The organism is Methylobacterium dankookense (assembly GCF_902141855.1).
Lineage (GTDB): Bacteria > Pseudomonadota > Alphaproteobacteria > Rhizobiales > Beijerinckiaceae > Methylobacterium > Methylobacterium dankookense.
The window spans coordinates 191,639-204,321 of sequence record NZ_CABFVH010000006.1 but is presented as its reverse complement, the minus strand read 5'-3'; the positions used below and the strand labels follow the sequence as shown (position 1 = coordinate 204,321).

Below are 12,683 nucleotides of genomic sequence, written 5' to 3'. Positions count from 1 at the left end.
TCTCACGACCCAGACCAGCAGCCGAAGCCACCAATCCAGATCCGCAAGGACAAACGCCGCCCACGCTTCTCTTTCTCGTCATTCACTTGTCAAAGAGCGCCGGGGTCACCCCCGGAAAGTCCTGCTCCGCACCAGGCCCGAAACCCGAGGTATCCACCCCGAAATCCGCTTGCCCGCCTTGGAGAACCGTGCTACCGACCGCCCCAAGGAGAGGTCCGTCTCAGCGGTGGAGGGCGTTTAAGGCCCTCGCTCGACCGTGTCAACTCCGTTCCTCATCCCCGCCAGAACCACCGCCGAAGCGGCAAAACCAGACAGGCCAAAACGAAGCCCACACCCTTCTCCAGACACAGCAGACGCGGACAAACCCGGCTCCCGCCAGATCGTCCCGCCAGCAATCTCAGAAGAAGCGACACCACCGCAACCCGCTGAAGAGCGGTGCGGCCCGGCGCCGATGACCGGGGTATACGGACCGCCCGCCGGCCCGTCAACTCCCCAAACGACAGGACCGCGAAATTTCAACGACACCACCATGACACGCCCAGAGGCCGGCCCCCCTTGGGCTCTCCATGGAGGCAGCTTGTGCGGCGCCTCAGTGAAGTAGGTGAATGGGAGGAGCGGAGATCGCTCCTCTATGACGGGTTTGCCGGGTGACAGGCGCGCGGCGCTGCCCCGCGCCCGCCTCAGCCTCAATCTCGACACCGTATCCCCCGACATGGTCTTCATCGCCAGACAGGACAGCCGGACCGGGAAGCCTTCGTGACGCGTGACCGCCTGAAGATCGGTGTTCCCGGCGCGTCGACCCGCGGGCCGGCACACGGGATCGAGCCGCCGCTCGACCTGCTCGGGCCCGAGGCCGCGCGGATCGACCGGCGGGCGGTGAATCTGCGCTGGCTCTGCGCCAGCGCGCTGACCGGCCTGACCGGGGCCGGCCTGATCGGCGCGGCGCTCCACGTCTCCCTCCAGGGCGAGACCTCGTTCGCGGCGATCCCCGAGCGCGTCACGGTTCCCGCCCGGCCCCAGCCGAGCGAGGGCGGCACCAACCTCGCCCGCAAGGGTGACCGGCTGGTGCGCAACGTGATGATCGCCTCGGCCAAGCAGAGCTTCCGCGCCCCGGTGACGGTGAAGCTCGGCGACCGCGAGATCATCAAGGTCAAGCCCTTCGTGCGGATCACCGCCGGGCTCGCCCAGACCACCGGCCTCTACGCCACCGACATTCCGCCCTTCGACCCGATGAAGTTCGTCTCGGACGAGCCCGTCGAGCGCGCGCCCGATCCCGGATCCGCCGACGCGCCGGGCGCCGAGGTGAGCGTGGTCAAGCGCGGCCTCGCCGAGGCGAGCGTCGACGCGAACGCCCCGGCGCTCGGCGACGACGCCGTGACCGCGCAGGTCGAGGAGGATCGCCGCATCGCGGCCGAGGCGGGGCGGCGCGCGGCCATCCCGATCGCCCCGCAGATCATGCTCTCGCGCACCCTGCAATCGGCCGCCGCCGAGCCGGCCGCGCCGGCCGCGGGACGCGAGAACCCGTTCAAGGCGATCGAGGTGCTGGTCGTCCCCGAGAACGTGACCAAGCTCGCCAAGGTCGAGCTGCGCACGGGCGAGGCGCCCCTCGTCGAGGAGCGCGACCTCGCGCTGAAACGCGGCGAGACCCTGGAGGCGCTCCTCAAGGCCACGGGCTTTGCCGGCGACGAGCAGATCCGCGGCATCGTCACCGCGCTCGGCGGCAAGGCCCGCACGGGCGCGCTCGTGGAGGGCCAGCGCCTGCGCGTGCAGATCGCCCCCGGCGCCAAGCCGAGCGACCCGCGGCAGGTGACGCGCGTGGTGCTCTACGGCGAGAACGGCATCGAGGGGATCGCGGCGATCAACGACCGCGCGGCCTTCGTCTCGGTCGCCCCACCCCGGGAGGACACGCCCTCCCGCAAGCCCGCCCCCGCGGCGGAGACGAGCGAGGACGACGACGAGGAGGATAACGGCTCGGGCCCGCGCCTCTACCAGAGCCTCTACGAGACGGCGGCCAAGCACGAGGTGCCGCGCGCCACCGTCGAGGACGTGGTGCGGGTGTTCAGCTACGACCTCGACTTCCAGCGCCGGATCACCGGCGGCGATAGCCTCGACGTGTTCTACACCTACGACGAGGAAGGCGGGCAGAGCGCGGAGCGGCCGGACCTGCTCTACGCCGCGCTCAATCTCGGCGGCGAGGTGCGCAAGATCTACCGCTTCCAGTCGCCCGACGACGGCTCGATCGACTATCTCGACGAGCAGGGCCGCTCGCTGAAGAAGTTCCTCATCCGCAAGCCCATCGCCGACGGCATCATGCGCTCCGGCTTCGGCTATCGCCGCCACCCGGTGCTCGGCTACGCCAAGCTCCACACGGGCGTCGACTGGGCGAACCCGATCGGCACGCCGATCGTCGCGGCCGGCAACGGCACCGTGATCAAGGCGGAATGGGATTCGGGCTACGGGCGCCGCGTCGAGATCCAGCACATCAACGGCTACGTCACCACCTACAACCATATGTCGCGGTTCGGCCGCGGCATCAGCGCCGGCACCCGGGTCCGGCAGGGGCAGGTGATCGGCTATGTCGGCTCGACCGGCCTCTCGACCGGCGCGCACCTGCACTACGAGGTGATCATCAACGGCCACTTCGTCGATCCGATGAAGATCCGCGTGCCGCGCGGGCGCGAGCTCGACGGGCGCCTGCTCGCCGAGTTCAAGCGCCAGCGCGAGGTGATCGAGGCCGAGATGCAGCAATCGAAGAGCGCCACCGCGATGGCGCAGCGCGACGCCGCCGTCCGGTAGGGCGCGGGGCGATCATCCCGGGGCCGCGCCGCCCATGGCTGCAGAAGCTGTGCAGTTTTCAGCATCGTCGGCTGGAAGTCCCGATTTCTACGCGGAAAAAACTGTCGTTCGGCGCATTGTATGCGATTGACAAGTCTAGGCCGTCCCCGATGATTGCCCTCGTTGGTCCGACCGTCCCGTTGAGCGGCCGGGACCGGAGAGCGATCCGATGACCCTGCCCGCGACCGGGCTGGCGGCCGAGCGTCCGGCATACGACGCGGTCCGCTTCGATCCCTTCGCCGCCTCCCTGCATGCCACGCGCCTCCCGGTCGTCCTCACGGATCCGTACCGGGACGACGACCCCATCGTCTTCGCCAACGACGCCTTCCTGCGGCTGACCGGCTATGCCCGCCACGAGATCGAGGGCCGGAACTGCCGCTTCCTCCAGGGGCCCGGCACGGATCCGGAGGCGCGGCGGCGCATCGCGGCGGCCTTGCGCGCGCGGACCGACATCAAGATCGACATCCTGAACTACCGCAAGGACGGGACCCCGTTCTGGAACGCGCTCTCGATCAGCCCCGTCTTCGACGAGGCGGGGCGGCTGCGCCATTTCTTCGCCGCCCAGGCCGACGTGACCGAGCGGCGGCAGGAGATGCAGGCCAAGACCGCGCTGCTGCGCGAGATCGACCACCGGGTGAAGAACAACCTGCAGATGGTCTCAGCCCTGGTCGCGCTGCAGATGAGCCGGGTGTCGGACGAGGGCCTGCGCGAGACCCTGTCCTCCATGCTGCGCCGGATCGAGGCGCTGGCGACCCTGCACCGGCGGCTGCACCAGTCCGACGACGCCACCCGGTTCTCGGTCGCCGACTTCATCGAGGACATCGTGACCGACCTCGTCGGCGCCACGGGCCGGGACGACATCGCGGTCGTGCTCGACCTGGAGCCGGTCCGCGTCTCGGCGCAGAAGGCCGCGCCGCTCGCGATCATCGTCAACGAGCTCGTCACCAACGTGCTGAAGCACGCCTTCGCCAAGCGGCCGGGCCGGATCACGGTCGGCATCCGGCAGGAGGACGGGCATCTGTGCCTGGAGATCGCCGATGACGGGCCCGGCATGCCCGAGACCGAGAGCGAGGAGACCTCGTTCGGGACGACCATCGTGCGCATGCTCGCGCGCCAGCTCAACGCGCCGCTCATCTGGTCGGCGGCGGCACCGACCGGGACGCGCGCCGTGCTCCGCATGCCCCTGACCGCCGACAGCTAGATCCGGGTTTCGAAAGGGATCATCCCTTTCGCGGGTTCGGGCGGAGCCCGAGACCATGCCGGGACCCTGCCCCGGCACCCCGCCAAAGGGATCATCCCTTTGGGAACCCGGACATGCCGCGCAATTGCGCGCGCAGGTCCTCCGGCGTCGCGCCCGCGGCGCGCAGGTCCGCGAGGCTCGTCGAGCCGCGGGACTTGGCGAGCTTGTCGCCCGCGGGGTCGAGGATCAGGGCGTGGTGGTGGTAGCGCGGACTCGGCAGGCCGAGCAGGCGCTGCAGGAGCAGGTGCAGGTCGGTGGCCGCCTCCAGGTCGCGGCCGCGCACCACATGGGTGATGCCCTGGCCTGCATCGTCGTGGACCACGGCGAGGTGGTAGCTCGTCGGCACGTCGCGGCGGGCGATCGCCGCGTCCCCCCAGCGGGCCGGATCGGCCGGGACGGCGCGCTCCCCGCCCTCGGGATCGAAGGCCGTATAGGCCAGGGCGGCGGGCACCTCCGCCAGCGCCCGCGCCATGTCGAGACGCCAGGTATGCGGCTCGCCGCGCGCGATGCGCGCCCGCGCCTCCGCCGGCCTCAGGGACCGACAGGTGCCGGGATAATGGGGCACCCCATCAGGGTCGCAGGGCGGGTCGGCCGCGACGGCGGCGCGGATCTGCCCGCGGGAGCAGAAGCAGGGATAGGCGAGGCCGCGCGCCGCGAGCCGGTCGCGCACGGCGGCGTAATCCGCCATGTGCCCCGACTGGCGCCGCACCGGGCCCGTGAACGCGATGCCGAGCCAGGCGAGGTCGTCGGCGATCGCCGCGACCAGCTCCGGCCGGGAGCGGACCGGGTCGATGTCCTCGATGCGCAGCGAGAGCCGGCCGCCGAGCCGCTCGGCGATCACCGCGTTGAGAAGCGCCGAATAGGCGTGGCCGAGATGCAGCCGCCCGTTCGGGCTCGGCGCGAAGCGGAGATGGGCGGCGCTCACCCGCCGCGGCGCAGGCAGCGGGGCTCGCCCGGGGTGCAGGCGATGCCGGGCAGCGAGCAGGCCGGCCCCTCGGCGTGGCGCTGGCAGACCTGGCAGCCGTCGCTCCATTCGAGACAGGCCGAATCGGTGGCGGGCGACACCGCCGCGGGCCGGTGCCCGGGCAGGAGCGCGCCGAGCAGCACCGTCGCCACGGTCAGGACGACCACGCCCCAGGCCGCGAGCGCGCCGCTCGACCCGTCCCGATTCTGAGATGCGTCCTGTGCCATGGCCGTCCTGTTCGTCGCGTGCCGCCGCGCTGTCAACGCGCGGGGCCGATGTAGGGCGCGCCGTGGAGCGAGCGCCCCTTTACGCCGCCGCGGCGTCGCGCTCCAGCAGGCCGGGCAGGGCCTTCAGGTCGAGGGGCTTGGCGAGGAACCTGTCGAAGCCGGCCTCCCGCGCCGCGCGCTCGTCCTCGCGCCCGGCATTGGCGGTGAGCGCGACGAGGTGCAGGTGCACGGGCCCGCCCGCCTCGGCGGCGCGGATGCGTCGGGCAGTCTCGTGGCCGTCGAGATTGGGCATGCGTACGTCGATCAGGGCGAGGTCGAAGGGCCCGGCCTCGACGTAGCGGGCCAGGGCCTCCAGCCCGTCGGCGGCGTGCACCACCTCGGCGCCGAGCCGTTCGAGGGCGCGGGTGGCGAGCAGCGCGTTGATCGGGTTGTCCTCGGCGAGCAGGACCCGGCGGCGCGCGGCCGGACGCGGCGGGGCGGGGAGCGCCGGCGCGGGCGCGGCGTCCCGCGGGGCGGCCGGGGCGAGCAGGCGCTCGATCAGCGAGCGGGCGCGCACCGGCTTGATCAGGTAGCTGCCGAAGCCCGCCGCGGCCGGCGCCCCGAACTCGCGCCGGTCGAAGGGCGAGAGCAGGATCACCCGGCTGGCGACGCCGCAGAGCCGGGCCTCGTCGGCCAGCCGCCGCACCGCCTCGTCGCCGAGCGCCCGGTCGGCGATGAGCGCGTCGAACCGCGCACCCGCGAGCGCGTCGAGGCCGGCCTTCAGGTCGCCCACGATCACGGCCGGCGCGCCGGCGCGGGCGAGCGCCCGGGCGAGATAGGGCGCCTGGAAGGGCGAATCGGCCACGATCAGCACGCGCTGCCCGCCGAGCATGGGCGCCGGGTCCCGGGCCGGCTCCCCGGCCGCGGGCAGCGGCAGCACGGCGCGGAAGGTCGAGCCGCGGCCGGGCCGCGATTCGGCCTCGACGCGCCCGCCCATCCGGCTGGCGAGGCGGCGGGTGATGGCGAGCCCGAGCCCGGTGCCCTCGTGGCGCCGGCTCGCGCTGCCGTCGCCCTGTTCGAACTCCTCGAACAGGATCGGCAGGCGCTCCTCCGGGATGCCGGGCCCGGTATCGCCGACCGCGAGGCACAGGCCCTCGGGCACCAGCGACAGCGACACGCCGACGCCGCCGCTCCCCGTGAACTTCACCGCGTTGCCCGCGAGGTTGAGCAGGATCTGGCGCACCCGGTCGGCATCGCCGATCATGCTCTGCGGCAGGTCCCCGGCGACGTCGAGGGCAATCTCGATGCCCTTGTCCTGGGCGCGGGGCGCGAGCAGCTCGACCACGCCCTCGGCGATGGCGGCCGGGTCGAAGGGCTCGGCGGCGAGGTCGATCCGCCCCGCCTCGATCCGCGAGAAGTCGAGGATGCCGTCGATGAGGCCGAGCAGCGCCTTGCCGCTGGTGCGCACGGCCTCGACATAGGTACGCTGCTCAGCATCGAGCCCCGTGGCGAGCACGAGGTCGGTCATACCGAGAATGCCGTTGAGCGGCGTGCGGAACTCGTGGCTGACGGTGGCGAGGAAGCGGGACTTGGCGACGTTGGCGGCCTCGGCCTTGGCGAGCGCGTCGTCGAGGGAGCGCACGGCCTCGACGCGGCCGGTGATGTCGCAGCCGGCGCAGAGCCATTGCAGCGGCTCGTCCGGGCGCCCGACCGGCATCTCCACGAAGGCGTACCAGCGCGCCGTGCCGTCCGCCCCGCGGATCCGCCGCTCGGCGCGGCGGACCCCGTCCGGGCCCACCGAGACCGCCCCCTGCTCCAGGATCGCGAGGTCGGCGCTCGCGCCGATCAGGTCGAGGGGCGTGCGGCCGATGAGCCGGGCGAAGCCCTCGTTGGCGAAGGTGATGCGCCCGAGCGCGTCGCGCTGCACGATCACGTCCATGGTGGCGGCGACGAGGGAGCGGTAGCGCTCCTCGCTCTCGGCGATGCGCCAGATCCGGTCGTGCAGGTGCTCGGATTCGGGCTCCTCGCGGAAGGCGGCGTCGCGGCGCAGGCGCAGCAGCGCGACCGCGGCGGCGACGCCCGCGAGGAAGCCCGCGGCCAGGAGCGCGGCGAGGGTGACGATGTCCATGCGGGGCCTCTCCCGGCGGCAGCGCCGATCGGCCCCAGGATCGCAGAGGAGCCTGAAGGAGCCCTTGGCAAAGGCGCTTAACCGGAGCTTGCCGGGATGCGCGGACGGCCCCGCGCTTCACGGGCCGGCCCCGATGGTGTAGGCGCGGCGGCTTGATCCCGCGTCGCGTCCGCGCGGCCGGGAGAGGCCAGAACCGACAAGCACCTGCACCATGCCGAGCCGCATCGACGCCACCTTCGCCCGCTGCCGCGCGGAAGGGCGCGCCGCCCTCGTCACCTACGTGATGGCGGGCGACCCCGACCCCGAGACCTCGCTCGCGGTGCTGCAGGCGCTGCCGCGGGCGGGCGCCGACATCCTCGAATTCGGCCTGCCCTTCACCGACCCGATGGCGGACGGCCCGGCGATCCAGGCCGCGGGCCTGCGCGCGCTCAAGGCCGGGCAGACACTGCAGAAGACCCTGGACCTGATCCGGCGCTTCCGCGCGGGCGATTCCGACACGCCCGTGATCCTGATGGGCTACTTCAACCCGATCCACACCTACGGCGTCGCGGCCTTCCTCGACGCGGCGGTGGAGGCGGGCATCGACGGCCTGATCGTCGTCGACCTGCCGCCGGAGGAGGACAGCGAGCTCTGCCTGCCGGCCCTGGAGAAGGGCCTCGCCTTCATCCGGCTCGCCACGCCCACCACCGACGACGCCCGCCTGCCGGCGGTGCTCGCGAACACGGCGGGCTTCGTCTACTACGTCTCGATCACCGGCATCACCGGCACGGCGACCCCGGATTTCGGGAAGGTGGCGCAGGCGGTCGAGCGCATCGGCCGCCACACGGACCTGCCGGTGGTGGTCGGCTTCGGCGTCAAGAGCGGGGCCCATGCCGAGGCGATCGCCCGCGGCGCGGACGGCGTCGTGGTGGGCTCGGCGCTCGTCGACGCCCTGCACCGCTCCCTCGACGGCGAGGGCCGGGCGCAGGCCGGCACGGTCGCGGCGGTGAGCGACCTCGTGCGCGAGCTCGCGGCCGGCGCGCGCGCGGCGGCCCGCACAGCCTGAGCGGCAGAACCCTGGCGGCCGCGGCCGCCGGCCCCGATATCGAAGCCTTCACGGACAGCACGGGCGGCGCGGAATGGTTGAGCCGATGAACTGGATCTCGGAGGTCGTGCGCCCCAAGATCAAGACCCTGTTCAAGCGCGAGACCCCGGAGAACCTCTGGGTGAAATGCCCGGATACGGGCCAGATGGTCTTCCACAAGGAGGTGGAAGGGAACCACATGGTCATCCCGGGCTCCGAGCATCACCTCAAGATGAGCGCCGCCGCGCGCCTCAAGATGATGTTCGACGAGGGCACCTGGATCGACGTGCCGCTGCCCGAGGTCGCGGCCGACCCGCTGAAGTTCCGCGACGAGAAGCGCTACGTCGACCGCTTGAAGGATGCCCGCGCCAAGACCGGCATGCAGGACGCCTTCAAGGTCGGCTTCGGACGGGTCGGCGGCCTGCCGATGACGCTGGCCGCGCAGGAGTTCGGCTTCATGGCCGGCTCCCTCGGCATGGCCGCGGGCGAGGCCTTCGTGCGCGGCGCCGAGACGGCGCTCGACAAGCGCACGCCTTATGTCCTGTTCGCGGCCTCGGGCGGCGCGCGCATGCAGGAGGGTATCCTCTCCTTGATGCAGATGCCGCGCACCACGGTGGCCGTGCGCCGGCTCAACGCGGCCCGGCTCCCCTACATCGTGGTGCTGACGAACCCGACGACGGGCGGCGTCACCGCCTCCTACGCCATGCTCGGCGACGTGCACCTCGCCGAGCCCGGCGCACTGATCTGCTTCGCGGGCCCGCGGGTGATCGAGCAGACCATCCGCGAGAAGCTGCCCGACGGCTTCCAGCGGGCCGAGTACCTGCGCGACCACGGCATGGTCGACCAGGTGGTGCACCGGCATCAGCTCAAGGAGACGATCGGCCGGATCTGCGGGCTACTCATGAACGTCCGGCCCGGGGAGGCCGCGGCGAATGACGGGGCGCCCGCCCCCGCGGCCGCCTGAGGCGACGCACGATGGATACCTCCGACGCGCTGATGGCGCGCTTCCTCGCCCTGCACCCGCGCACGATCGACCTGTCGCTCGGGCGGATCGAGCAGCTGCTCGCGCGTCTCAACCACCCCGAGCGGCGCCTGCCGCCGGTGATCCACGTGGCTGGCACCAACGGCAAGGGCTCCACCATCGCCTTCATGCGGGCGATCCTGGAGGCCGGGGGCCTCGCCGCCCACGTCTATACTTCGCCCCACCTCGTGCGATTCCACGAGCGCATCCGCCTCGGCGCGGTGGGCGGGGGCGCCTTCGTGCCGGAGGATCGGCTGGCCGACGCCTTCGCCCGCTGCGAGGCGGCCAATGCGGGCGACCCGATCACCGTGTTCGAGATCACCACCGCTGCGGCACTGCTGCTCTTCTCCGAGGTGCCCGCCGACGTGCTCCTGCTCGAGGTCGGGCTCGGCGGGCGGGTGGACGCCACCAACGTCATCGACACGGTCGCCGCCGCGGTGGTCACGCCGATCGGGCGCGACCACGCCGAATATCTCGGCGATACCGTCGAGGCGGTCGCCACCGAGAAGGCCGGCATCTTCAAGCGCGGCTGCCCCGCCGTCATCGCCCCGCAGGACTATGCCGAGGCCGACGCCGTCCTCTGCCGCCGCGCGGAGGCGGTCGGCGCCGGGCCGATCCTCGTCGGCAACCAGGATTTCTCGGTGCACGAGGAGAGCGGGCGCCTCGTCTACCAGGACGAGACCGACCTGTTCGACCTGCCCAAGCCCCGGCTCCTCGGGCGCCACCAGTTCACCAATGCCGGCACCGCCATCGCGGCGCTGCGCGCGGCGGGATTCGGCGATATCGGCATCACCGCCTTCGAGGCGGGCCTGCGCAACGTCGACTGGCCGGGCCGGCTGCAGCGCCTGAGCCGCGGCCACCTCGCCGCCCTGGTGCCGCAGGGCTCCGAGCTCTGGCTCGACGGCGGCCACAACATCGACGGCGGCCGCATCCTCGCCACCGCGCTGGCCGATCTCGGCGAGCGCAGCGACGTGCCGCTCGTGCTCATCGTGGGGCTGCTCGGCACCAAGGATGCGGAGGGCTTCCTGCGCCATTTCGTCGGGCTCGCCCGTGCGCTGGTCGCGGTGCCGATCGCCGGCCAGATGGCGGCGCGCCAGCCCGAGGAGGTCGCGCGCATCGCCGAGCAGGTCGGACTCAGCGCCCGCACCGCGCCGAGCATCGAGGCGGCGCTCGCCGGGATACGCGACATCGCCTTCGAGCAGCCGCCGCGCATCCTGATCTGCGGCTCGCTCTATCTCGCGGGCGCCGTCCTCACCGCCAACGGCACGCCGCCGGTCTGATCCGGCGGCCGATTCCATCGCCTCGCCTGGGGCATGGAATCGGGCGGCGAAGACCCGCGCAATCCGCCGGACGGCCCCAAGCCCTTGCCATGGCGTGCATTTCCCCGCCGGACCGGCGCCCGGCCCGGCGGAGCGCACTGACTGTACCCGCCAGGGATGAACTCTGCCCCTCGACCGTGCTGTGCCGGCCGCTCCTCTGATCGTGCCAGTCCGATACAGAGTTAGCCGATCGATAACCAAGTCCTTGGCGCTCCAAGCCGGGGTCGGCCGCGAGTCCCGGGCGCTGTGGCAGCCGCGCTACATCTTGGCTGTGGAAAATCACCTATCTTCCGCAGCGATCGGGCACTATCGCTGGGGATCACAACTAATGAAAAAGCTTGCTACCTCGTTGGCCATGTTCACGGCGCTGACCGCCGCTGCGAGCGCCGCCGACCTTCCGCGCCGCGCGCCGCCGCCGGTCTTCACGCCGGTTCCGGTGTTCACCTGGACGGGCTTCTACGCCGGTTTCAACGCCGGTTACGGCTTCGACGCCAGCGACAGCCTGCGCAACGGCTTCACCCAGAACACCGCCGCCGGCGTTCCGGTCGCCGGCAACCCGGTCGTCGTGACCCCGGCCGGTGGCCTCACCACCGCCGGCATTCTCGGCCCGGTCGGCTCGACCCTCGCCTACACCGGCAACAACAACGAAGGCTTCACCGGTGGTGGCCAGATCGGCTACAACTACCAGTTCACCCCGGGCTCGGGCATCGTCGTCGGTATCGAGGCTGACGCCCAGTACCTCGACTTCGGTGGCCGTCGCAGCCGCTTCATCACGAACGCCGCCGCGATCAACCCGGGCTTCGTTCCGGTCGACGGCCTGCTCAGCACCCTCGACTTCTTCGGCACCGTCCGCGGCCGTATCGGTTACGCCGCCGACCGCGTCCTGTTCTACGGCACCGGCGGTTTCGCCTACGCCACGGGTGACCAGGGCGCCCGCGTCGCCTTCACCAACTTCAACAACCGCAACAGCGACTTCGTCACCGGCTGGGCCGCCGGTGGTGGTGTCGAGTACGCGCTCCCGACCGACTCGTTCCTGAACTTCTTCCGCTCCTCGGCGGTGACGCTCAAGGTCGAAGGTCTGTACGTGCAGTTCGACCGCAACAACCGCAACAGCGTCGGCCTGCCGCTCGTCGGCGGCTTCCAGACCGCTGGCGGTCTGGTCCCGGTCTTCGCGAACACCGGCACCATCCGCCGCGACGACTCCTTCGCCGTCGTCCGCGCCGGCATCAACTACAAGTTCGGCTCGTACTAAGCCGAACAGACGCCTCCGGACCCTCGCGGTCCGGAGGCGATCTCAAAAAAGAACTGGGTCTCGAAACGCGAAAGCCCGGCCGCAAGGCCGGGCTTTCTGCTGTCTGGGATCACGCTGTCCGATCCGGACCCCGCCCCGGTCGTCGAGGCGGAGCCCGTGTCGCGTCTTGCGCTCAGGCCGAGGCGGTCTGCGCGCCGATCCAGCGGGCGAGGTCGCCCTTGGGGGCGGCGCCGACCTTCTGGTCCACGCGCTCGCCGTTCTTGAACAGCAGCAGCGTCGGAATCGAGCGGATGCCGTACTGGGCGGCCACGCCCGGATTCTCGTCCACGTTGATCTTGGCGATCTTCACGCGGCCCTGGAGATCCGCGGAGATCTCCTCGAGGGCGGGGCCGATCTGCCGACAGGGACCGCACCACTCCGCCCAGAAATCCACGACGACCGGCTCGGCGGACTTGAGAACGTCCTGCTCGAAGCTCGCGTCGGTCACCTTCACCGTCGCCATCACAGTCCCTTTCCTCAACGCGGGCGGCAACGAGAGAGCCGCCCCGCGGGTGGACCGGAACTTGGGCGCCCGCCCACGCCCGGTCAAGGCGACCTGCGGGAACGGCATGTCCGGTGCCCGCATTCCTCATGCGTCGTGTTCCCGCGCACGTCC

General features: G+C 71.8%; 10 protein-coding genes. 6 read left to right on the top strand and 4 right to left on the bottom strand.

Features of this window, described 5'->3' with window-relative positions:
- The first annotated feature begins 756 nt into the window (after positions 1-756).
- Both MTDSW087_RS07855 and MTDSW087_RS07850 read left to right on the top strand, forming a co-directional pair.
- Positions 757-2,796: a M23 family metallopeptidase gene (locus tag MTDSW087_RS07855; protein ID WP_144762632.1), complete on the top strand. Its 2,040-nt coding sequence runs from the start codon at positions 757-759 to the stop codon at positions 2,794-2,796.
- A 208-nt stretch (positions 2,797-3,004) separates the two neighbouring features.
- The gene (locus tag MTDSW087_RS07850) at positions 3,005-4,036 is read left to right on the top strand and encodes a PAS domain-containing protein (RefSeq protein ID WP_144762630.1); all 1,032 of its coding nucleotides are present in this window, start codon (positions 3,005-3,007) and stop codon (positions 4,034-4,036) included.
- Between the two features lie 91 nt (positions 4,037-4,127).
- Here the strand turns inward: MTDSW087_RS07850 and gluQRS are convergent, their stop codons facing one another.
- The 3 genes from gluQRS to MTDSW087_RS07835 form a co-directional block, all read right to left on the bottom strand.
- A complete protein-coding gene (gluQRS, locus tag MTDSW087_RS07845) occupies positions 4,128-5,000 on the bottom strand; it encodes a tRNA glutamyl-Q(34) synthetase GluQRS (protein WP_238179481.1) in 873 nt (290 codons plus the stop codon).
- The gene (locus MTDSW087_RS07840) at positions 4,997-5,266 is read right to left on the bottom strand and encodes a hypothetical protein (protein WP_144762624.1); all 270 of its coding nucleotides are present in this window, start codon (positions 5,264-5,266) and stop codon (positions 4,997-4,999) included. Before MTDSW087_RS07840 ends, gluQRS begins: the two co-directional genes overlap by 4 nt.
- Positions 5,267-5,345: 79 nt before the next feature.
- Positions 5,346-7,373, bottom strand: coding sequence for an ATP-binding protein (locus tag MTDSW087_RS07835; protein WP_144762621.1), 2,028 nt, complete (start codon positions 7,371-7,373; stop codon positions 5,346-5,348).
- A 211-nt stretch (positions 7,374-7,584) separates the two neighbouring features.
- Here MTDSW087_RS07835 and trpA point away from each other — a divergent pair, with 211 nt between their 5' ends.
- From trpA to MTDSW087_RS07815, 4 genes are all read left to right on the top strand, one after another.
- A complete protein-coding gene (trpA, locus tag MTDSW087_RS07830; RefSeq protein WP_144762618.1) occupies positions 7,585-8,418 on the top strand; it encodes a tryptophan synthase subunit alpha in 834 nt (277 codons plus the stop codon).
- A gap of 73 nt (positions 8,419-8,491) precedes the next feature.
- Positions 8,492-9,400, top strand: coding sequence for an acetyl-CoA carboxylase, carboxyltransferase subunit beta (gene accD / locus MTDSW087_RS07825; RefSeq protein ID WP_144762615.1), 909 nt, complete (start codon positions 8,492-8,494; stop codon positions 9,398-9,400).
- An 11-nt stretch (positions 9,401-9,411) separates the two neighbouring features.
- On the top strand, positions 9,412-10,737 hold the full coding sequence (locus MTDSW087_RS07820; RefSeq protein ID WP_144762612.1) for a bifunctional folylpolyglutamate synthase/dihydrofolate synthase: 1,326 nt from the start codon (positions 9,412-9,414) through the stop codon (positions 10,735-10,737).
- A gap of 367 nt (positions 10,738-11,104) precedes the next feature.
- Positions 11,105-12,028, top strand: a complete 924-nt coding sequence (locus MTDSW087_RS07815; RefSeq protein WP_144762663.1) for an outer membrane protein — start codon at positions 11,105-11,107, stop codon at positions 12,026-12,028.
- 172 nt (positions 12,029-12,200) lie between these two features.
- Here the strand turns inward: MTDSW087_RS07815 and trxA are convergent, their stop codons facing one another.
- A complete protein-coding gene (gene trxA, locus MTDSW087_RS07810; protein WP_144762609.1) occupies positions 12,201-12,530 on the bottom strand; it encodes a thioredoxin in 330 nt (109 codons plus the stop codon).
- Between the last annotated feature and the right edge of the window lie 153 nt (positions 12,531-12,683).